Here is a 19,502-nt window from a genome sequence, read left to right on the forward strand (position 1 = left end):
CTGAGAGCGACGCTTCTGCGTGCTGTCCCGACCAGCGGCCAAGACTATCAGCCGACTCCGGGCCAATCTCTTACTTTGCCCATTCCATACGCGTCCTATGCTCGCGGCATGGAAGAAATTCTGGCTCTGGTCGAGGCCCGGCTCCGTACGGCTCTCGGTGAACCGGACGCGCGCGCCGCGGTGACGTTTCTCGGTACGGACCGGATCGAGGTACTCCGTTTCGTCGACGGCGATGTGGTGCGCTACGCCACGCTCGGCATGTCCGCCCAGCCGATGTCCGATCCGACCGCGGCCCTCGCGGACCCCGTGAAGGGGCCGCGCGCCGAGCTCGTCCTCTCCGTGCGGGCCGGGCTCGCCGACACCGACAAGGTGCTCCGCGCACTGGCCGTGCTGGCGGCTTCCCCGCAGGTCGAGGGGTTGATCGTGGCTCCCGGCGCCTCGCTGGACCTGGGTGAACCGCTGTGGCCCGGGGCGCCGTTCAGCTCCGTACTGGTCGCCGAGCCCGGCGGGCTGGTCGAGGATCTGGAACTGAATGAGCCTCCGCCGCTCGGCGGCTCCGCGGGGGGTGGCGGCCGGGAGACGGGCGGGCCGATGGAGCCGGTGCGGTTCCTGCCGCTGCTGCCGATGACGCCCAACGAGGCGGCGTGGAAGCGGGTCCGCGGGGCGCAGGAGCTCCAGGAGCGGTGGTTGTCGCACGGGACGGATCTGCGGGATCCGCTGCGTACCTCCGTGACCCTGGACTGAGACGAACGCCATACGGGGATGGGGAGAAGCCCCGCCGCGCGGCCAGGAGGGGGAGCTGCGGGCGGGGCGGAACAGGGTTCGCGTAAGGATCAGTTGGCGAAGGCCGTGACACCGTCCTCGGTGGCGTGCTTCGGCTCCAGCTCCTTTGCCTCGTGGGTCAGTGCCGTGCGCCGGACCCAGATGACGGCGGCGCCGACGGCGGCCGCGACCGCGGCGACCACGAACGGGATGTGGATGTTGCTCCATTCCTCGATCTTCGGCGCGAGATACGGGGCGGCTGCCGCGGCGAACCAGCGGACGAAGTTGTAACCCGCGCTCGCCACCGGACGCGGCGCGTCCGAGACGCCGAGTGCCAGCTCCGTGTAGACGGTGTTGTTCATGCCGATGAAGGCGCCGGAGACGACCGTGCAGACGATGGCCGTGGTGTGGTTGCCGTAGCCGAGGATCAGCAGGTCGGCGGCGAGCAGCACCAGTGAGGCGCCGAGCACCCTGAGCGAGCCGAGGCGCTTTTGCAGCCGGGGTGCGACGAGCACCGAGAAGACGGCGAGCAGCAGACCCCAGGCGAAGAAGACCGCTCCGGACTTGTACGGCGTCATGTTCAGCACGAACGGCGTGAACGCCAGGATCGTGAAGAACGCGTAGTTGTAGAAGAACGCCGAGGTCGCGACGGAGGCGAGACCGCCATGGCCGAGCGCCTTGACCGGGTCGAGCAGTGAGGTCTTGCGGGCGGGCTTCGGCTGTTCCTTCAGGAACGCCGTGATGCAGATGAAGCCGATCGCCATCAGGGCCGCGGTACCGAAGAACGGGTAGCGCCAGCTGGCGTCGCCGAGCAGCGCGCCGAGCAGCGGCCCGCACGCCATGCCGAGGCCGAGCGCCGACTCGTACAGCAGGATCGCCGCCGAGCTGCCGCCGGCCGCCGCGCCGACGATCACGGCGAGCGCGGTCGAGACGAAGAGCGCGTTGCCGAGTCCCCAGCCGGCGCGGAACCCGACGAGTTCCGCGACGGACGACGAGGTGCCGGAGAGTGCGGCGAAGACGACGACGAGCGCGAGACCGGTCAGGAGGGTCTTGCGGCCGCCGATCCGGCTGGAGACGAAGCCGGTGACGAGCATCGCGACCGCGGTGATCAGGAAGTACGAGGTGAAGAGCAGGGACACCTGGCTGGGCGTCGCCTCGAGCCCCTTGGCGATGGACGGCAGAATCGGGTCCACCAGCCCGATTCCCATGAACGCGACAACAGAGGCGCCCGCGGTGGCCCAGACGGCCTTCGGCTGGCGCAGGATACTGCCCGCTCCTTGATCGAACGGATCCTCTCCCTGCATGGGCCTTCTCACTCTCCACTAGATCGATGCATTATGCACAGAATAAGTTAGAGAAGCTAATGAGTGCAAATTACATCTATTTCCCCTGGTGGGAGCCACGCTGCGGACGGGTGATCGTCCTTGACGCGGCGACAGCCTGGGAGGACCGTTGGTCGCTATGAGGGGCGAACCCAGTTGCCCGAAGTGCGGAGGCCGGGTCAGGGCGCCCGGTCTTTTCGCCGACACCTGGCAGTGCGCGCTGCATGGCGCCGTGTATCCGTTGCAGCCGGTGACCCCGCCCAGCGTCGAGGCGCTCGGGGTGGTGGTGGCCCGCGCCCGGGTGCCGGTGTGGATGCCCTGGCCGCTGCCCGTCGGCTGGCTGTTCACCGGTGTCTCGTACGCGGGCGACGACCGCAGCGGCGGCCGCGCCACCGTCGTCGCCTGCTCGGGTCCTGGTCCACTCGGCGGTATGGGCGAGCTGCTGCTCGTCGCCGAGGAGCTGGGGGTCGGACTCGGTGCGCGCTACGCAGGGATCGACGGCCCCGACCCCGGCCCGTCCCTCAATGTCGACGGACCTCCCGACGCCAAGGTGCTCGCCGCCGGACGCCCCACCTCGCTCTGGCACGTCAAGGGTGCCCCCGAGGACCGGGCGGTCTTCGTCGGTGAGGCGCGCGGGCTCTGGCTCTGGGCGATCGTCTGGCCCGAGCAGTCCGGGCTGCTGATGTACGACGAACTGATACTGGCCGACCTCCGCGAGGCCGGGGCGGAGGCCGAACTCGTGCCGTGCGGGGCGCTCACACCACGGCTGCTCGACCGGCCCTGACCGCCGGACGTGTGCCCGGGTTCTGCCGTGACCGGCCGGGCGCTGTTCGAATGCCGGTTATCCTGGGGCAGTCCCCCTGTCCGGCTGCGAGCACTGGAGTACGCGTCGTGCGCATCGACCTGCACACCCACTCCACCGCCTCGGACGGCACGGACAGCCCCGCGGAACTGGTACGGAACGCCGCCGCCGCGGGCCTCGACGTCGTCGCCCTCACCGACCACGACACCGCCCGCGGCCACGCCGAGGCGATCGCCGCGCTCCCCGAGGGCCTCACCCTCGTCACCGGCGCCGAGCTCTCCTGCCGGGTCGACGGTGTGGGGCTGCACATGCTCGCGTACCTCTTCGACCCCGACGAGCCGGAACTGGCGCGCGAACGCGAGCTGGTACGGGACGACCGGGTGCCGCGCGCGCAGACCATGGTCCGCAAGCTCCAGGAGCTCGGCGTCCCGGTCGAGTGGCAGCAGGTCGCCCGGATCGCGGGGGACGGCTCGGTCGGCAGGCCGCACATCGCCACCGCGCTCGTCGAGCTCGGCGTCGTCGAGACGGTCTCCGACGCCTTCACGCCCGAGTGGCTCGCGGACGGCGGACGCGCGTACGTACGGAAGCACGAGCTCGACCCGTTCGACGCGATCCGGCTGGTCAAGGCCGCAGGTGGCGTCACCGTCTTCGCCCACCCGCTCGCCGTCAAGCGCGGCGAAGTGGTGCCCGAGGCGGCCATCGCGCGGCTCGCCGACGCGGGCCTCGACGGCATCGAGGTCGACCACATGGACCACGACGAGCCGACCAGGTCCCGGCTGCGCGGGCTCGCCAAGGAACTGGGGCTGCTGGCCACCGGCTCCAGTGACTACCACGGTAGCCGCAAGACCGTACAGCTCGGCGAGTACACCACCGACCCGGAGATCTACGGCGAGATCACCCGGCGTGCCACCGGAGCCTTCCCGGTGCCGGGCACCGGCGGGCCCCGCGACGCGTAGCCGCCTGTCCGCGCATCTCGTCCCTCATCACCTTTTCTCGCTCGCCCGGCCGCTCACGGCTGCGCGCTGTGAATGTCCCCTCTCGACCCGCTCTCTTCTCGCAAGGCCTCACTGTGTTCGACGTTGCTGTCTTCGGATCCCTATTTCTCACGCTTTTTGTGATTATGGATCCACCTGGAATCACCCCGATCTTCCTCGCCCTCACCGCCGGCCGGCCCGCCAAGATGCAGCGCAAGATGGCGCTCCAGGCGGTTGCCGTCGCCTTCGGCGTGATTGCCGTCTTCGGTGTGCTCGGCCAGCAGATCCTCGACTATCTGCATGTCTCCGTCCCCGCCCTGATGATCGCGGGCGGGCTGCTCCTGCTGCTGATCGCACTCGATCTGCTGACCGGCAAGACCGACGAACCGACGCAGACGAAGGATGTCAATGTCGCGCTCGTGCCGCTGGGCATGCCGCTGCTCGCCGGCCCCGGCGCGATCGTCTCGGTGATCCTTGCGGTGCAGCACGCCGACAGCTTCGGGAGTCAGCTCTCGGTCTGGACGGCGATCGTCGCCATGCACGTCGTGCTCTGGCTGACCATGCGCTACTCGCTGCTGATCATCCGCGTGATCAAGGACGGCGGTGTCGTCCTGGTGACGAGGCTCGCGGGAATGATGCTCTCGGCCATCGCCGTTCAGCAGATCATCAACGGGGTCACCCAGGTCATCCAGAACTCCTGACGCGGCCCCGGACACCACAGCGCCCCCGCCACGGACCTTCCGTGCGGGGGCGCTTCGTCTTTGTACGTCGGTGAGGCGTTACGAAGCCGAGGTCTCGGCCGGGCGGATATAGATGCGCTGGCCTATCGAGGCGGCCTGCTGCACGATCCGGTTGACGGAGGCGGCGTCCACGACGGTGCTGTCCACGGCGGTACCGTCGACATCGTCGAGTCGCATGATCTCGAAGCGCATATGGCTTCCCTTCGTCTGATCCTCCTGCTGGAGAACTACTGGGAGGACGGGTGATCCGTCCGCAAGGACGTGGAGCGTCGGACATCGGCGTCCCGCGCTCCACAAGGTGGACAACGGCTTGCTGCAGGCAAACATTCCCTACGCTAAGGAAATTTTTTGGATGTCTAAGTACCAGCGGGAAACCGGCCGTGCACGGGCAATGAGGTCCGCATGAACGAGGCAGAGATCGGCGAACGCCTGGACCGCACCAACAAGCTGCTCCAGCGCATGCTCGCCGAGGTGTCCAAAACCCCCTCGACCCACGCGATCTTCGTGGACGCGGGCTATGTGTACGCCGCGGCCGGGCTGCTCGTCACCGGCACGGAGGACCGGCGCTCCTTCGATCTCGACGCGGAAGGGCTGATCGAGGCCTTCATCGACAAGGCCCGCACCATCTTCGCGGACAGCAGACTCCTGCGCGTGTACTGGTACGACGGAGCCAGGCGCCGGATCCACACGGCCGAACAGCAGTCCATCGCCGAACTTCCCGACGTCAAGGTCAGGCTCGGCAACCTCAACGCCAACAACCAGCAGAAGGGCGTCGACTCACTCATCCGCACCGACCTCGAATCCCTCGCCCGGCACCGCGCGATCAGCGACGCGGCGCTCGTCGGCGGCGACGAGGACCTGGTGTCCGCGGTCGAGGCGGCGCAGGGGTACGGGGCCCGGGTCCACCTCTGGGGCATCGAGGCGGGCGAAGGGCGTAACCAGGCCGAACCGCTGCTCTGGGAAGTCGACAGCCAGCGCACCTTCGACCTGGACTTCTGTCGCCCGTACGTCACCAGACGCGCCGTCACCACGTACGAGGACGACACTCCCGCCCCCTCCCGCGAGGACGTCCGATTCGTCGGCGCGCAGATCGCCGCCACCTGGCTCTCCGCCCGCGGCCGCGACGCCCTTGCCGACCTGCTGCCCGGACACCCCTACCTGCCGGGCTCCGTGGACCAGGACCTGCTGGTCGAGGCCGAACGGGTGCTCCAGCACTCGCTGCGCGGCCACGCCCATCTGCGCCGGGCGCTGCGCGACGGCTTCTGGCAGCACCTGCAGGCGCAGTACTGAGACCGGTCGGTCTGAGCTACACGCCGTCCCAGAAGGCGGCCAGCGCGGCAGCGGTTTGCTCCGGGCGGTCCGTGTTGGGGGAGTGCTCGGCGCCCGCGATCCGGCTGCGGTGCGCGCCGAGCCGCTGCGCCATCTCGTCGAGCAACGGGACCGGCCAGGTGTCGTCGCGCTCGCCGGAGAGCACATGGAAGGGCAGCGGTACGGCGGCGAGTTCGGCCACCCGGTCCGGCTCGGTCGCCAGTTGCCGCCCGGTGGCGATCAGCTGGGCGGGACGGTGGCGCAGCCAGCGCCGGCGCAGCCCCTCGCCGTTCGCCGCCGCCGCGTCCTCGGGCGGGTCGAGGGCACGCATCGCGTCCCACACGTCGGCCATGCTCAGCGTCGCGAGCGCCTCGCTGAGCATCTTCACCTTGAGCTGCTGGGCCTCGACCACCTGGGCGGGGCCGGACGACATCAGCGTCAGCGAACGGAACGGTGAGGCGTCGAGCAGCACGGCGGCGCGGGCGACCTGCCCGCCGAGCGAGTGCCCGAGAAGATGCACGGAGCCACCGAGCGCGTCGGCCTGCGCGAGTACGTCACGAGCCAACTCGCTTTGTTCATAGTCGTCCTGACGGTCCGTTCCGTCGGTCTCGTACTGCCCGCGCCCGTCGGCGGCGACGATGCGGTAGCCGGCGGCGGAGAGCGGTTCGAGGAGCGCGATGAAGTCCTCCTTGCTGCCCATGTATCCGGGCAGCAGAAGGGCGGTGCCGCGCGGTTCGGCGGGCGGTGAGGCATCCAGCACGGCGAAGGCCCCGCGCGCGGTGGGCAGCGCGTGGGCGCGGGTGCAGGGGGGCGGAGTGAAGGTGGGCGGCCGACTCATGACACGAGGCTATGTCCTCACCGACCGGACGGGCCGACTGCGTCCTCAAACCGTCCTCACATGCCGGATGGGCCTGAGGATGTCCTCAAGCCCATCCGGCACGATCAAGCCCCTCCGGCAGTCGAGGAGCGGGGTCCGGGGCAGAGCCCCGAACGATCATCGGCGTGTGCTCAGCCCTCGGTCCTGGCCGCAGTACGCGGCGCGCGCCGCCGCCGCGGCTTGGCCTCGCCCTCCGCGACCGGAACCTCCACCGCGGTCTCCGCCTTCGGCTTCGCCGCGGCCCGCGTCCGCCGACGCGGCTTCTCCCGCTCGGGCTCGGCGATCGGCGCGATCTGGAAGTCGACCTCGTCCTCAGCCGGCTTGGCGACGATCCGGGCGCGACGCCGCGGCTTCGTCACCGTCTTCGCCTCCACCACCGGCTCGGCCATGGGCGCGATCTGGAAGTCGACCTCGTCCGCAGGCTTGGTGACGGTGCGGGCCCGACGGCGACGCGGCCTGACCTCGGCCTCGGCCTCCGCCTCGACCGGTGTCCCGGCGACGGCCGGAGCCTCCGCCAGGGCCACCGCTGCCTCGGCCGCGACATCCGGGACCGCGACCCGCGTACGGCGACGGCGGCGCGGTGTACGCGGCTCCACCGGGGCGTCAGCGGCGGGCGCTGCCACCGCAGCCTGTACAGGCTCCGCGGTCGGCGCCGGCACCGCGGCAGCGGTGCCCTCCGCGAGCGCGGATCCGCCCCGCGTACGACGACGCTGACGCGGCGTACGCGGCGCCCGCTCCTCCCGTGCGGCAGAAGCCGACGGCGCGGACGACTTGCGGCCGCGGCCGCCCGTCTCGCCCAGGTCCTCGATCTCCTCGGCCCGCAGACCCGCACGGGTCCGCTCGGCGCGCGGCAGCACACCCTTGGTGCCGGCCGGGATGTCGAGCTCCTCGAACAGGTGCGGCGACGTGGAGTACGTCTCGACCGGGTCGTTGAACTCCAGGTCCAGGGCCTTGTTGATCAGCTGCCAGCGCGGGATGTCGTCCCAGTCGACCAGCGTGATCGCGATGCCCTTGGCGCCCGCACGGCCGGTCCGGCCGATGCGGTGGAGGTAGGTCTTCTCGTCCTCCGGCGACTGGTAGTTGATGACGTGCGTGACGCCCTCGACGTCGATACCTCGGGCCGCGACATCGGTGCAGACGAGCACGTCCACCTTGCCGTTGCGGAAGGCGCGCAGCGCCTGCTCACGGGCGCCCTGGCCGAGGTCGCCATGGACCGCGCCGGACGCGAAACCGCGCTTCTCCAGCTGCTCGGCGATGTCGGCGGCGGTCCGCTTCGTGCGGCAGAAGATCATTGCCAGCCCGCGGCCGTTGGCCTGCAGTATCCGCGAGACCATCTCCGGCTTGTCCATGGAGTGGGCACGGAAGACGTGCTGCGAGATGTTGGCGACGGTCGCGCCCTCGTCGTCGGGCGAGGTGGCGCGGATGTGCGTCGGCTGCGACATGTAGCGCCGCGCGAGGCCGATGACCGCACCCGGCATGGTCGCCGAGAACAGCATCGTCTGGCGGGCCGGCGGCAGCATGGTGATGATCCGCTCGACGTCGGGCAGGAAGCCCAGGTCGAGCATCTCGTCGGCCTCGTCGAGGACGAGGGCACGCACGTGCGACAGGTCGAGCTTGCGCTGGCCGGCCAGGTCGAGCAGGCGGCCCGGGGTGCCGACGATCACGTCGACGCCCTTCTTCAGGGCCTCGACCTGGGGCTCGTACGCACGGCCGCCGTAGATCGCGAGAACGCGGACGTTACGAACCTTGCCGGCGGTCAGCAGGTCATTGGTGACCTGCTGGCAGAGCTCACGCGTGGGGACGACGACCAGCGCCTGCGGCGCATCGGTCAGCTGCTCGGGCTTGGCCCGGCCCGCCTCGACGTCCGCGGGGACGGTGACGCGCTCCAGCAGCGGAAGACCGAAACCGAGCGTCTTGCCGGTACCGGTCTTGGCCTGTCCGATCACGTCGGAGCCGGAGAGTGCGACGGGGAGCGTCATCTCCTGGATGGGGAAGGGGGACACAATGCCGACGGCCTCAAGGGCTTCGGCCGTCTCGGGAAGAATCCCGAGGTCTCGGAACGTAGTCAGGGTGCTGCCTCTTCTGTGAGACGCGGTCCGAGGCGAACGCTGGGGGTCGTACCGTGCCGGGGTTGGTCATCCGGCCGTGGATGGGCCGGGTGGCGCGGGACCACTGCCGTCGCTCGAGCGCTCGTGCCGCTGAGGGGGCCCCTCATCTGCGGTCGTACGTGGCGTACGCCCCGCGGGGAGGGCTGTCGGGTCGGAGCCGATCGGGCCACCGACCGGGCATCCTCATTCAATTTCGCGCCACCGGTACGTCCAAAATACTCAGTAGTCGCAATACCACTGTACCCCGGATTCGCGCATGTGTGTTGGGCGAATTCATTGGAACGGTGTGATGTCACTGGCTGACCAGGCCCTTCCATCCTTCGACGGGCGGGCTATTCTGCGGTTCATGGAGACGCCAGACAACGCCACTGAAGCCCCCGCGCCCACCGGAATCGCCGCCCAGGACTGGGCCACCGCATCCGCCGAGCCGCAGTACCGTGCCGCGGTCGTGGATCTGCTGGGAGCCCTCGCTTACGGGGAGCTGGCGGCCTTCGAGCGGCTCGCCGAGGACGCAAAACTCGCGCCGACGCTGGCCGACAAGGCGGAGCTGGCAAAGATGGCGTCCGCCGAATTCCATCACTTCGAGCGGCTGACGGACCGGCTGACCGCGATCGAGACCGAGCCGACCGGGGCCATGGAGCCGTTCGCCAAGGCGCTCGACGACTTCCACCGCCAGACCGCCCCGTCGGACTGGCTGGAGGGTCTGGTCAAGGCGTACGTCGGCGACTCGATCGCCAGTGACTTCTATCGTGAGGTCGCCGCCCGCCTCGACTCGGACACCCGTTCGCTCGTCCTCGCCGTGCTGGACGACACGGGCCACGGCAACTTCGCCGTCGAGAAGGTGCGCGCCGCGATCGAGGCCGACCCGCGGGTCGGCGGCCGGCTCGCGCTGTGGGCGCGGCGGCTGATGGGGGAGGCGCTCTCCCAGGCCCAGCGGGTGGTCGCCGACCGCGACGCGCTGTCGACGATGCTGGTGGGCGGGGTGGCGGACGGGTTCGACCTGGCCGAGGTCGGCCGGATGTTCTCGCGGATCACCGAGGCACACACCAAGCGGATGGCCGCGCTCGGACTGGCTGCCTGACAGGCCGCCGACGGCCCCCTCAGGCCGCCGCTGATCGGCTCAGGCGGCGGCCGCGCGGGCGGATCAGCAGCGACAGCGTCACCGCGCCGATCAGCACCGCGCCGATCAGCGTGGCCAGGACGTGTCCTGGTCCCAGCACCGAGTGCATCAGATACGCGCCGAACAGGGCACCCAGAGCACCGGTGGCGTAGACGGCGCGGCGGGACGGGAGCCGGCCGGACAGCGAGCGGAGCGCCGCCCAGGAGAGGGCGAGTCCAAGCGCGACGGAGCCGAGGGATTCCCAGATCACAGACGATCACCTCGCGGGTTGCGGAGGGGTGTCTCCCCTGCTTCCAGAGCGATGGGGGAGGGTAAAGCGGTCGTAGGCCGTACTACCCGTGGGCTGCGGAACGCAACCCTCCTGGGGCAGGTTCCGCACAGGTGCCGCACAGCCGCAACCGGAACGGAGCAGCGGCGGAACGCAGAAGCGGCCCGGAGGGGATACACCCCTCCGGGCCGCTTCGAATTGCTGCGCCTTTGTCCCTAGAGCGCGCCGAACCCCACCCGCCGCGTGCTCGGCTCGCCGATCTCCACATAGGCGACCCGGTCGGCCGGCACCAGGACCTTGCGGCCCTTGTCGTCCGTGAGGCTGAGCAGCTGCGTCTTGCCGGTCAGAGCCTCGGCGACCGCGCTCTCGACCTCCTCGGCGGAAACTCCGCTCTCCAGAACGATCTCCCGGGGTGCGTGCTGCACGCCGATCTTGACCTCCACGGCTATGTCCCTCCGACGGTCAGTCCTCTTGCGCGTGAGCCGCGCCGTACGCACCACACATTAGCCCGGTGAGCGGAGCTGTCAGAGGTCGGCAGGCAACGCCCGCAGCGAACACGTACTGCGGATACGGAGGAGCGCCGATCGGACGTCAGTGCTGATCGATGCCGTGCAGGGGGAACCCGGCGATGCCACGCCAGGCCAGCGAGGTGAGGAGCTGTACCGCCGTGTCGCGCGGAATCGCCGACTGGCTGGACAGCCAGTACCGGGCGACGACCTGCGACACGCCGCCCAGACCGACCGCGAGCAGCATCGACTCGTCCTTGGAGAGCCCCGTGTCCCCCGCGATGACGTCGGAGATCGCCTCCGCGCACTGCAGCGAGACCCGGTCGACCCGTTCCCGTACCGCCGGCTCGTTCGTCAGGTCCGACTCGAAGACCAGCCGGAAGGCGCCGCCCTCGTCCTCGACGTACGCGAAATAGGCGTCCATCGTCGCGGCGACCCGGAGCTTGTTGTCCGTCGTCGACGCCAGCGCGGTACGGACCGCCTGCAGCAGCGATTCGCAGTGCTGGTCGAGCAGAGCCAGATAGAGCTCCAGCTTGCCCGGGAAGTGCTGGTAGAGCACCGGCTTGCTGACACCGGCCCGCTCGGCGATGTCGTCCATCGCGGCGGAGTGGTACCCCTGCGCGACGAAGACCTCCTGCGCGGCGCCCAGCAGCTGGTTGCGTCGGGCGCGGCGAGGCAGGCGAGTGCCCCGCGGGCGCGCCGCCTCTGTCTGCTCGATGGCTGTCACGCCGCCTCCCAAAATTGTGATCGAACACATCTTTTTTCTGCACGCTGCGCCGTACAGCCATCGTACTTTTGAGTAACCCGGGTGCGCGCGGCGCGGACGCAGAATTTCACGGACCGGACGGCTGCGGTAGCCACAGATTTGTCGACCTGCACGGCAAAGCGGGGCGTATCAGCGGTAATCGTCCTCGTCCTCCGCTACGACGCGCGCCTGCTCCGCCGCGTCCGCCTCGTTTGCGGTGTCCCGGTCGATGTCCGTGAGTGGATCGTCGCTCCTCGGCTGGAGATCGGCCTGCTGCTCGGCCGCGTCAGCCTCGGGTGCCTCCGGGTCCGGCTCGTCCGGCTGAATTCTCTCGAAGGTCTCCGGGTCGCTGGGGTCGACCGTCATGGTGACTCCCTTCCTTAGATTCGAGCGTAGGAGCTACCCCGGCACGGCGCTATGCGATCTGTGACGGCGAACACATGAACCACAGCGTGATCGTCTCGTAACATTGCCGCATGTCTTCGACCGAGCTGCCGGGAGTCCGAGCCGCCGCTGCGGCGGCCCCCATGGTGAGCACCGTCCGGGTCGCCGAAGGGGAGGAGCTGCGCTCCGTCGCGCTCCCCGGCCTGACGCTGAACGTTCGCGCCCGGCCGCCGGAGCGGACCGGGCTGCCGCCCGCGCTCTACGTGCACGGGCTCGGCGGCTCCTCGCAGAACTGGTCGGCGCTGATGCCGCTGCTCCAGGACGTGGTGGACGGCGAGGCGGTCGACCTGCCCGGCTTCGGGGACTCCCCGCCGCCCGACGACGGCAATTATTCGGTCACCGGGCACGCCCGCGCGGTGATCCGGCTTCTGGACGCGGGGGAGCGCGGCCCCGTCCATCTCTTCGGTAATTCGCTCGGCGGCGCGGTGGCCACCCGGGTCGCGGCCGTCCGCCCCGACCTGGTGCGGACGCTCACTCTTATCTCACCGGCGCTGCCCGAGATCCGGGTGCAGTGGCCCGCCGTGCCGACCGGACTGCTCGCCGTTCCGGGGGTCGCATCCCTGTTCTCCCGGATGACCAAGGACATGACGGCGGAACAACGGACGCGCGGAGTCATGGCACTCTGTTACGGCGATCCGGCACGCGTCTCCGAGGCCGGCTTCCTCGAAGCGGTGGCGGAAATGGAGCGACGGCTGGAACTGCCGTACTTCTGGGATGCGATGGCGCGCTCGGCGCGTGGCATCGTCGATGCGTACACGCTGGGCGGGCAGCACGGACTGTGGCGTCAGGCCGAGCGTGTGCTCGCGCCGACCCAGCTCGTGTACGGCGGACGGGACCAGCTCGTCTCGTACCGGATGGCACGCAGAGCGTCCGCGGCTTTCCGCGATTCGCGGCTGCTGACACTGCCCGATGCCGGGCACGTGGCGATGATGGAGTACCCGGAAGCGGTCGCCCAGGCGTTCCGGGAATTGCTCGACGAATGCGGCGGGAGCTGATCCGGGGCGTGGGACGACACAGTCGAAAAGGGCCCCAAGCCGACGAGCGAGATATCGATGCCGCCGCGGCGGACCGGGGCGGCGCTCCTGAGGCGATCCGCGTGGAGCCCGGCAGCGGACGGCGCAGGAAGGTGGCCGGAGCACCGCCCGGCAGGGACGGGCACACTCCGTTCCAGGGGGTCCCGCAGGTGCGCGGCGGCCATCCCGAGCAGCGCGAGCCGGGCGGCGACCGGGAGACCGGACCGCAGCCGGTGTTCGGCGACCGGCAGGCTCCGGGGCGGCCGGGCGGCCCGAGCCTGCGGCCCGGGACGCCCGAGACGCCTCGGCCCGTGCCGGAGGGGACGCCGGACCGGCAGCCCGCGGCCGGTACGCGGTCGCTGATACCGGGACCGCGGCGGGAGTTCGTCGACGCCTTCGACGCACCGCCCGCGCCCCGGGCCCCTCGTTCCCCGTCCGCCCCGCCGGTCGGCCCGGTCACCTCGGTCGGCGACGGGGGCGAGCAGCCGCGTCCCGGCGACGCCGATGCCCCGCCGGTCACCAGGAGCGGCAAGGGGCGCACCTTCACCGGTGTCGCGGCCGCCGCCGTGACCACCGTGCTGGCGGTGGTGGTGGCCGGCCAGGTCGCGCACGACAGCAGCGGGCGGGTCGGCGTGGCCGCACCCGGGACGGGTGTCGACCGGGACCGTGGCGAGGACACCTCCTCCCGCTCGGACGGCCGGCAGACACCGAAAGCGGCGGTGGTCGCGCCTCTTTCGTACGAGCAGAAGATGGCCATGGCCTATCCGCTCGCTCCGGAACTCAAGGGTTCCGGACGCTTCGAGACGGTCCCGGGAACCGCGAAGGCGCCGGGCCGGGGGCATAAGTATCGATACCGGATCGATGTCGAGAAAGGTCTCGGTCTCGACGCCGGACTTTTTGCCGAGGCGGTCCAGAAAACCCTTAATGACGACCGTAGTTGGGCGCACGGCGGCGCCATGACTTTCGAGCGGATCTCCAAGGGCGATCCGGATTTCGTGATCACTCTGGCCAGCCCGGGAACCACCGGTGACTGGTGCGGGAAGTCGGGTCTCGATACGACCGAAGACAACGTCTCGTGCGATTCGGCGGCGACCGAGCGCGTGATGATCAACGCCTATCGCTGGGCGCAGGGGTCGTCGACGTTCGGCCCGGAGAAGCTCTTCTCCTACCGCCAGATGCTGATCAATCACGAGGTCGGCCACCGGCTGGGTCACAATCATGTGAGCTGCCGAACGCCGGGCGCACTGGCTCCCGTGATGCAGCAGCAGACCAAGTCCCTCGATATCGACGGCATCAAGTGCCGCCCCAACGCCTGGGTGTATCCGCGTAGTTGAGTCCGGCCGGACCGTCCGGCTGCCTCCCGGCCGATGCCCGCGATCGGGCCGACTGTCCGGCCCTTGGAAAGGTTGTCCGACATGTGGGACGGATGCCTTATTCCGCGTTGACATCAACGGTGCCGTCGCGCATATTTCTCGGCATGTCACGCAAGCCCGTCACCTTCGAACGCGCCGCAATAGAGCTGGCGCTCATCGGTGTGACCGGGCACAGCGTCGCCGACATTCACTGTTGCTGACGCCTGCCTGAGCGCGCGTCGACTCCCTTTCCCCGAGCCCTGTCCCGCAGGGAACGGTTCTTCCCGACTGCCGCGCCGGGCGTACTCCGTCCGCAGGCGCGACGGCGAGCGCCTCGTCCTGGAGCGCAACACGTTCTGGTCGGCCGCCACCGACGAGGAGCGCAAGGCGTACCCGGACCGGATCGATGTCCGCTCCGGACTCGACTCCGCCGTCATCAACCAGCGGCTCGCCGCCTCCCGGGGCGTGGACGCCGCCGCCGTCACCACCGACACCAACCTCGGGCCGGCCGAGCTCGCCAAGGTCACCGGCGACAAGAAGCTCGCCGCCCGTGTCGGCACCGGCCACTTCGGATACACGAACTACATCGCCTTCAACCCGAAGGTGAAGCCGTTCGACAACCCGAAGGTGCGCCAGGCGATCTCGTACGCCGTCGACCGCACCTCGGTCGTCAACGCGGCCGGTGGCTCCTCGCTCGCCGAGCCCGCCACCACCTTCCTGCCGGAGCAGGCGTCCTTCGGCCACAGCGCGTACGACGCCTTCCCGGCCGGCAAGACCGGCAACGCGGCCAAGGCCAAGGAGCTGCTGAAGGAAGCCGGTTATGCCAGGCCTGACCATCACGCTCACGCACTCCAACGAGAAGAACTTCGCCACCAGCCCGGAGATCGCCACCGCCGTCCAGGAGGCACTGAAGAAGGCCGGGATCACGGTCGAGCTGGAGGGTCTGGAGGGCAACGCCTACTCGGACAAGATCCACAACGTGAAGAGCGAGCCTGGCTTCTTCCTCACCGGCTGGGGCGCCGACTGGCCGTCCGGCGGTCCGTTCCTCGCACCGATTTTTGACGGACGCCAGATCGTCAAGAACGGCTACAACTTCAACACTTCCCAGCTCGACGACGCCTCCGTCAACAAAGAAATCGACGAGATCAACAAGCTGACCGACCTGAGCGCGGCCGCGAAGCGCTGGGGCGCACTTGACAAGAAGATCGGTGAGCAGGCGGTGACCGTCCCGCTGTTCCACCCGGTCTACAAGCGCCTGTACGGCGAGGCCGTCAAGAACGTCGTCATCAGCGACTGGACCGGCGTGCTCGACATCTCGCAGGTCGCGGTCAAGTAACCATGGCCGAAGCACTGCTGGTCAAGGAGGCGGGGGCCGCTGCGGCGGCCCCCGCCTCCGGGGCCTCCTCGTTCAGCCGGCGGCTGCGCGCGCGGCGCTCCGCCGTCGTGGCGGCCGTCGTCGTCGCCCTGCTGGTCCTGGTCGCGCTCGCCGCGCCGCTGCTGGCGGGCATCGAGGGCCAGGACCCCACCACGTACCACGCGAACCTCGTCGACTCCGCCACCGGTGGCGTACCGCTGGGATCGTTCGGCGGCATCAGCGCCGAGCACTGGCTCGGCGTCGAACCGCTCACTGGCCGCGACCTGTTCGCCCGTGTCGTGTACGGGGCGCGGGTCTCGCTCGGCGTCGCGCTGGCCGCGACTCTGCTCCAGGTGATCATCGGTGTGGCCGTCGGTCTCGCCGCCGGGCTCGGCAACCGGTTCGTCGACCAGGCGCTCAGCCGCGTCACCGACATCGTCGTCGCCCTGCCCGTCATGGTGATCGCGCTCGGCGCGCTCGCCGTCGTCCCCGCGGACTTCCCGCGCCCGGTGCTGATCGCCGCGATCGTCGGGCTGGTCGGCTGGTCCGGCATCTCCAGGATCGTGCGCGCCCAGACCCTCGCGCTGAAGTCGCTCGACCATGTCGCCGCCGCCCGGCTCAGCGGCTGGGGCGGCCGGCGGATCGCCCGGCGCGAGCTGCTGCCCGCGCTCGCCGCACCCGTCATCACGTACGCCGTGCTGCTCTTCCCCGGCAACATCGTCGTCGAAGCCGCACTGTCCTTCCTCGGCGTCGGCATCAAGCCGCCCACGCCGTCCTGGGGACAGATGCTCAGTGACGCCGACACCTGGTACCAGGCGGCGCCCACCTATCTGCTGATACCCGCCCTGCTCATCTTCGTCACCGTGCTGGCCCTGACCGTCCTCGGCGAGGGCGTGCGCAACGCACTCGACCCGCGCGTCGCCTCGCGGCTGCGGATCGGCACCGGACGCAAGAAGGAGGCCGGAGCATGACCCGGTTCCTGCTGCGGCGCCTCGGCGGGGCGCTGTTCGTGCTCCTCGCCCTCAGCGTCGTCGTCCACGCCGCGTTCTACGTCGCCCCGGGCAACGTCGCACAGATCGCCTGCGGGCCCCGCTGCTCACCCGCCCAGGTGGCGCAGGTCAGCGACCAGCTCCGGCTGGGTGACCCGCTGTACATGCAGTACGCACACTTCCTCCAGGGGATCTTCGTCGGCCGCGACTACTCGACCGGCACCGGGATCCTGCACTGCCAGGCCCCCTGCCTCGGCCGCTCCTACCAGGACGACCAGCAGGTCACCCAGCTGATCCTCACCAAGCTCCCGGCCACCGCCTCGCTCGCCATCGGCGCCTTCGTGCTGTGGATCCTGCTCGGCGTCGGCACCGGACTGCTCTCGGTGTGGCGGCGCGGCCGCGCGACCGAGCGGATCCTCACCGGGCTGACCCTGGCCGGCATGGCCACGCCGGTCTTCGTCACCGGCCTGCTGCTGATCATCGTGTTCTGCTCGGCGCTGCAACTGCTGCCGTTCCCCGACTACGTACCGCTCACCGAGAACCCGGAGCAGTGGGCCTGGAACCTGCTGCTGCCCTGGGTCGCGCTGGCGCTGGTCTCCGCCGCTCCGTACGCCCGGATGACCCGGTCGTCCATGCTGGAGACCCTCGCCGAGGACCATGTGCGCACCTTCCGCGCCTACGGGGTGAGCGAGCGGGGGCTCGTCGTGCGGCATGCGCTGCGCGGCGCGCTCGGCCCCGTGATCGCACTCGGTGCACTGGACATCGGCTCGATGTTCGGCGGCGCCGTCCTCACCGAATCGCTGTTCAACATCCCCGGCGTCGGCCGTGAACTCGTCGACGCCGTGCAGAACGTCGACCTTCCGGTCGTCGTCGGCCTGGTGCTCGTCACCGGCTTCTTCGTCGTCCTTGCCAATGCCGTCGCGGACATCCTGCAGGCGATGGCCGACCGTCGGGTGGTGCTGTCATGAGCCTCGTCGAGGTCTCCGATCTGACGATCTCCTTCGACGGCGCGGCAGGCGTCCGGGCCGTCGACGGAGTCTCCTTCACGCTGGAGGCGGGCGCCGCCCTCGGTGTCGTCGGTGAGTCCGGCTCCGGCAAGAGCGCGTCGGCGTACGCCCTGCTCGGACTGCACCGGGGGACAGGCACCACCGTCGGCGGCTCGATCCGGGTCGCCGGCGTGGATGTACAGACGGCAAACGACGCGGAACTGCGGGCGCTGCGCGGGGCCAAGGCCGCGATGGTCTTTCAGGACCCGCTGTCGTCCCTGGACCCGTACTACGCGGTCGGCGACCAGATCGCCGAGGTGTACCGGGTCCACACGCGTGCCTCCCGGCGGGCGGCGCGGGCGCGGGCCGTGGAGGTCCTCGACCGGGTCGGCATCCCGGACGCGGCACGGCGTTCCCGGTCCCGGCCGCACGAGTTCTCCGGCGGGATGCGGCAGCGCGCCCTCATCGCGATGGCGCTCGCCTGCGAGCCGCAGCTGCTGATCGCCGACGAACCGACGACCGCGCTGGACGTCACCGTCCAGGCCCAGATCCTCGATTTGCTGCACCACCTGCGCCAGGAAACGGGCATGGGACTGCTGCTGGTCACCCATGACGTGGGCGTCGCGGCGGAGAGCGTCGACGACGTGCTGGTCATGCAAGCGGGCCGGGAGGTGGAGAGCGGGCCGGTCGCCGACGTGTTCGGTGCGCCCCGTCGGCCGTACACCCGCGAACTCCTCTCCGCGGTCCCGCGGGTGGACGTGAAGCGGGTGGTGCCGGCCGCGGCGCCGGACGTGAAGGACGCGGTGCCCATCCCGGAGACGCGGGGCGCAGGCGATGGCGAGCCGCTGCTCGAAGCAGTCGGCCTGCGGCGCGAATTCGGGCGCGGCAGCGGCCGGCTGATCGCCGTGGACGGCGTCTCCCTCACCGTCCACCGCGGCGAGACACTCGGCATCGTCGGCGAGAGCGGCAGCGGCAAGACGACGCTCGGCCGGATGCTCGTACGCCTCCTCGACCCCACGGGGGGCAGGCTCCACTACGGGGGTGCGGAGATCGGCTCCCTGTCCGACAAAGCACTGCGGCCGTACCGGCGCGAGCTCCAGATGGTCTTCCAGGACCCCGTCGCCTCGCTCAACCCGCGCCGCTCGATCGGTGAATCCGTCGCCGATCCGCTGCGCGCCGCGGGCGTCCTCGATGACACCAGGATTCGCAGTCGTGTCCGGGAACTGCTGGAACGTGTCGGGCTCGACCCCGACCGGTACGACCGCTACCCGCACGAATTCAGCGGCGGACAGCGCCAGCGCGTCGGCATCGCCCGTGCACTCGCCGCCGACCCCAAGCTGATCGTCTGCGACGAACCGGTCTCCGCGCTCGATGTCACCACCCAGGCGCAGGTCACCGCACTCCTCGCCGAACTCCAGCGGGAACTGGGACTCGGGCTGGTCTTCATCGCCCATGACCTCGCCGTCGTCCGGCAGGTCAGCGACCGGGTCGCGGTGATGCGACAGGGCCGGATCGTCGAACAGGGCAGCGTCGACGAGGTCTACGGGGCACCGCAGGATCCGTACACCAAGCAGCTTCTCGCCGCCGTACCCGCGCTCGATCCGGCGCTCGCGACGGTGCGCCGGGCGGCCCGCAAGGAGCTGGCCGTAGTCTGACCCTGCGTAACCAATCACCCTCATAGCGCGACAGAACGCTATGGGCGTGGGAAAGTTACGACGGTTCACCCCTTTCGGTGGGGGGGTTGGGGAACCCACCACCCCCCCCCCCCCGGTAACCCTAGGGGGGGGGCGCGCGTGGTGGGCCAAACCACCCCGGGCGCCCCTAGGGAGAGC

At 70.1% G+C, this 19,502-nt stretch carries 20 protein-coding genes and 1 pseudogene; 13 read left to right on the plus strand and 8 right to left on the minus strand.

Annotated features, from left to right (window positions below; translation table 11 throughout):
- The first annotated feature begins 108 nt into the window (after positions 1-108).
- Positions 109-744, plus strand: a complete 636-nt coding sequence (locus AB0N06_RS30445; protein ID WP_366137924.1) for a suppressor of fused domain protein — start codon at positions 109-111, stop codon at positions 742-744.
- 89 nt (positions 745-833) lie between these two features.
- On the opposite strand, the gene AB0N06_RS30450 is transcribed toward AB0N06_RS30445, so the two are convergent.
- On the minus strand, positions 834-2,066 hold the full coding sequence (locus AB0N06_RS30450; RefSeq protein ID WP_366137925.1) for an MFS transporter: 1,233 nt from the start codon (positions 2,064-2,066) through the stop codon (positions 834-836).
- Positions 2,067-2,223: 157 nt separating this feature from the next.
- On the opposite strand from AB0N06_RS30450, the gene AB0N06_RS30455 reads away from it, so the two are divergent.
- From AB0N06_RS30455 to AB0N06_RS30465, 3 genes are all read left to right on the plus strand, one after another.
- A complete protein-coding gene (locus AB0N06_RS30455) occupies positions 2,224-2,868 on the plus strand; it encodes a DUF6758 family protein (protein WP_366137926.1) in 645 nt (214 codons plus the stop codon).
- A gap of 107 nt (positions 2,869-2,975) precedes the next feature.
- Positions 2,976-3,842, plus strand: a complete 867-nt coding sequence (locus tag AB0N06_RS30460; RefSeq protein ID WP_366137927.1) for a PHP domain-containing protein — start codon at positions 2,976-2,978, stop codon at positions 3,840-3,842.
- A 113-nt stretch (positions 3,843-3,955) separates the two neighbouring features.
- Complete coding sequence (locus AB0N06_RS30465) at positions 3,956-4,561, plus strand: MarC family protein (RefSeq protein ID WP_366137928.1); 606 nt, start codon at positions 3,956-3,958, stop codon at positions 4,559-4,561.
- A 78-nt stretch (positions 4,562-4,639) separates the two neighbouring features.
- Here AB0N06_RS30465 and AB0N06_RS30470 read toward each other — a convergent pair whose 3' ends face one another.
- On the minus strand, positions 4,640-4,792 hold the full coding sequence (locus AB0N06_RS30470; RefSeq protein ID WP_358860511.1) for a hypothetical protein: 153 nt from the start codon (positions 4,790-4,792) through the stop codon (positions 4,640-4,642).
- 210 nt (positions 4,793-5,002) lie between these two features.
- Between AB0N06_RS30470 and AB0N06_RS30475 the strand changes: the two genes are divergently transcribed.
- Complete coding sequence (locus AB0N06_RS30475; protein ID WP_366137929.1) at positions 5,003-5,890, plus strand: NYN domain-containing protein; 888 nt, start codon at positions 5,003-5,005, stop codon at positions 5,888-5,890.
- Positions 5,891-5,906: 16 nt separating this feature from the next.
- Here the strand turns inward: AB0N06_RS30475 and AB0N06_RS30480 are convergent, their stop codons facing one another.
- A complete protein-coding gene (locus AB0N06_RS30480) occupies positions 5,907-6,746 on the minus strand; it encodes an alpha/beta fold hydrolase (RefSeq protein ID WP_366137930.1) in 840 nt (279 codons plus the stop codon).
- 170 nt (positions 6,747-6,916) lie between these two features.
- The gene (locus tag AB0N06_RS30485; RefSeq protein WP_366137931.1) at positions 6,917-8,764 is read right to left on the minus strand and encodes a DEAD/DEAH box helicase; all 1,848 of its coding nucleotides are present in this window, start codon (positions 8,762-8,764) and stop codon (positions 6,917-6,919) included.
- Positions 8,765-9,239: 475 nt separating this feature from the next.
- Between AB0N06_RS30485 and AB0N06_RS30490 the strand changes: the two genes are divergently transcribed.
- On the plus strand, positions 9,240-9,974 hold the full coding sequence (locus tag AB0N06_RS30490; RefSeq protein WP_266981799.1) for a ferritin-like fold-containing protein: 735 nt from the start codon (positions 9,240-9,242) through the stop codon (positions 9,972-9,974).
- A gap of 19 nt (positions 9,975-9,993) precedes the next feature.
- Here the strand turns inward: AB0N06_RS30490 and AB0N06_RS30495 are convergent, their stop codons facing one another.
- The 4 genes from AB0N06_RS30495 to AB0N06_RS30510 all read right to left on the minus strand — a co-directional run bounded on the left by AB0N06_RS30495 (position 9,994) and on the right by AB0N06_RS30510 (position 11,898).
- Positions 9,994-10,263, minus strand: a complete 270-nt coding sequence (locus AB0N06_RS30495; RefSeq protein WP_366137932.1) for a hypothetical protein — start codon at positions 10,261-10,263, stop codon at positions 9,994-9,996.
- A 233-nt stretch (positions 10,264-10,496) separates the two neighbouring features.
- A complete protein-coding gene (locus AB0N06_RS30500; RefSeq protein ID WP_366137933.1) occupies positions 10,497-10,724 on the minus strand; it encodes a DUF3107 domain-containing protein in 228 nt (75 codons plus the stop codon).
- Positions 10,725-10,872: 148 nt separating this feature from the next.
- The gene (locus AB0N06_RS30505; RefSeq protein WP_030915445.1) at positions 10,873-11,514 is read right to left on the minus strand and encodes a TetR/AcrR family transcriptional regulator; all 642 of its coding nucleotides are present in this window, start codon (positions 11,512-11,514) and stop codon (positions 10,873-10,875) included.
- A 168-nt stretch (positions 11,515-11,682) separates the two neighbouring features.
- Positions 11,683-11,898, minus strand: coding sequence for a hypothetical protein (locus AB0N06_RS30510; RefSeq protein WP_345510504.1), 216 nt, complete (start codon positions 11,896-11,898; stop codon positions 11,683-11,685).
- A gap of 110 nt (positions 11,899-12,008) precedes the next feature.
- Here AB0N06_RS30510 and AB0N06_RS30515 point away from each other — a divergent pair, with 110 nt between their 5' ends.
- The 7 genes and pseudogenes from AB0N06_RS30515 to AB0N06_RS30545 all read left to right on the plus strand — a co-directional run bounded on the left by AB0N06_RS30515 (position 12,009) and on the right by AB0N06_RS30545 (position 19,325).
- Positions 12,009-12,971, plus strand: coding sequence for an alpha/beta hydrolase (locus AB0N06_RS30515; RefSeq protein ID WP_366137934.1), 963 nt, complete (start codon positions 12,009-12,011; stop codon positions 12,969-12,971).
- Entirely contained in the window at positions 12,956-14,323 is a 1,368-nt protein-coding gene (locus AB0N06_RS30520) for a DUF3152 domain-containing protein (protein ID WP_366137935.1), read from the plus strand. The genes AB0N06_RS30515 and AB0N06_RS30520 overlap by 16 nt, the downstream gene beginning before the upstream one ends.
- Before the next feature lie 143 nt (positions 14,324-14,466).
- A complete protein-coding gene (locus AB0N06_RS30525) occupies positions 14,467-14,562 on the plus strand; it encodes an Ms4533A family Cys-rich leader peptide (protein WP_358860501.1) in 96 nt (31 codons plus the stop codon).
- A 100-nt stretch (positions 14,563-14,662) separates the two neighbouring features.
- Positions 14,663-15,677: pseudogene (locus AB0N06_RS30530) on the plus strand (ABC transporter substrate-binding protein); the annotation flags it as partial.
- A 2-nt stretch (positions 15,678-15,679) separates the two neighbouring features.
- Positions 15,680-16,666, plus strand: coding sequence for an ABC transporter permease (locus tag AB0N06_RS30535; protein WP_366137936.1), 987 nt, complete (start codon positions 15,680-15,682; stop codon positions 16,664-16,666).
- On the plus strand, positions 16,663-17,652 hold the full coding sequence (locus AB0N06_RS30540; protein WP_366137937.1) for an ABC transporter permease: 990 nt from the start codon (positions 16,663-16,665) through the stop codon (positions 17,650-17,652). Before AB0N06_RS30535 ends, AB0N06_RS30540 begins: the two co-directional genes overlap by 4 nt.
- Positions 17,649-19,325 carry an ABC transporter ATP-binding protein gene (locus AB0N06_RS30545; protein ID WP_366137938.1) on the plus strand — a complete coding sequence of 559 codons (1,677 nt, stop codon included), beginning with the start codon at positions 17,649-17,651 and terminating at the stop codon, positions 19,323-19,325. Before AB0N06_RS30540 ends, AB0N06_RS30545 begins: the two co-directional genes overlap by 4 nt.
- The last annotated feature ends 177 nt before the right edge of the window (positions 19,326-19,502 follow it).

Source organism: Streptomyces sp. NPDC051020 (genome assembly GCF_040683105.1).
Taxonomy (GTDB): Bacteria; Actinomycetota; Actinomycetes; order Streptomycetales; family Streptomycetaceae; genus Streptomyces.

What these genes read in the sequence shown, in the direction of transcription:
- AB0N06_RS30540 (WP_366137937.1), top strand. Translation starts at nt 16,663, where the DNA reads ATGACCCGGTTCCTGCTGCGGCGCCTCGGCGGGGCGCTGTTCGTGCTC.
- AB0N06_RS30475 (WP_366137929.1), top strand. Translation starts at nt 5,003, where the DNA reads ATGAACGAGGCAGAGATCGGCGAACGCCTGGACCGCACCAACAAGCTG.
- AB0N06_RS30480 (WP_366137930.1), bottom strand. Translation starts at nt 6,746, where the DNA reads ATGAGTCGGCCGCCCACCTTCACTCCGCCCCCCTGCACCCGCGCCCAC.
- AB0N06_RS30450 (WP_366137925.1), bottom strand. Translation starts at nt 2,066, where the DNA reads ATGCAGGGAGAGGATCCGTTCGATCAAGGAGCGGGCAGTATCCTGCGC.
- AB0N06_RS30445 (WP_366137924.1), top strand. Translation starts at nt 109, where the DNA reads ATGGAAGAAATTCTGGCTCTGGTCGAGGCCCGGCTCCGTACGGCTCTC.
- AB0N06_RS30525 (WP_358860501.1), top strand. Translation starts at nt 14,467, where the DNA reads ATGTCACGCAAGCCCGTCACCTTCGAACGCGCCGCAATAGAGCTGGCG.
- AB0N06_RS30485 (WP_366137931.1), bottom strand. Translation starts at nt 8,764, where the DNA reads ATGACGCTCCCCGTCGCACTCTCCGGCTCCGACGTGATCGGACAGGCC.
- AB0N06_RS30545 (WP_366137938.1), top strand. Translation starts at nt 17,649, where the DNA reads ATGAGCCTCGTCGAGGTCTCCGATCTGACGATCTCCTTCGACGGCGCG.
- AB0N06_RS30470 (WP_358860511.1), bottom strand. Translation starts at nt 4,792, where the DNA reads ATGCGCTTCGAGATCATGCGACTCGACGATGTCGACGGTACCGCCGTG.
- AB0N06_RS30455 (WP_366137926.1), top strand. Translation starts at nt 2,224, where the DNA reads ATGAGGGGCGAACCCAGTTGCCCGAAGTGCGGAGGCCGGGTCAGGGCG.
- AB0N06_RS30520 (WP_366137935.1), top strand. Translation starts at nt 12,956, where the DNA reads ATGCGGCGGGAGCTGATCCGGGGCGTGGGACGACACAGTCGAAAAGGG.
- AB0N06_RS30515 (WP_366137934.1), top strand. Translation starts at nt 12,009, where the DNA reads ATGTCTTCGACCGAGCTGCCGGGAGTCCGAGCCGCCGCTGCGGCGGCC.
- AB0N06_RS30535 (WP_366137936.1), top strand. Translation starts at nt 15,680, where the DNA reads ATGGCCGAAGCACTGCTGGTCAAGGAGGCGGGGGCCGCTGCGGCGGCC.
- AB0N06_RS30490 (WP_266981799.1), top strand. Translation starts at nt 9,240, where the DNA reads ATGGAGACGCCAGACAACGCCACTGAAGCCCCCGCGCCCACCGGAATC.
- AB0N06_RS30510 (WP_345510504.1), bottom strand. Translation starts at nt 11,898, where the DNA reads ATGACGGTCGACCCCAGCGACCCGGAGACCTTCGAGAGAATTCAGCCG.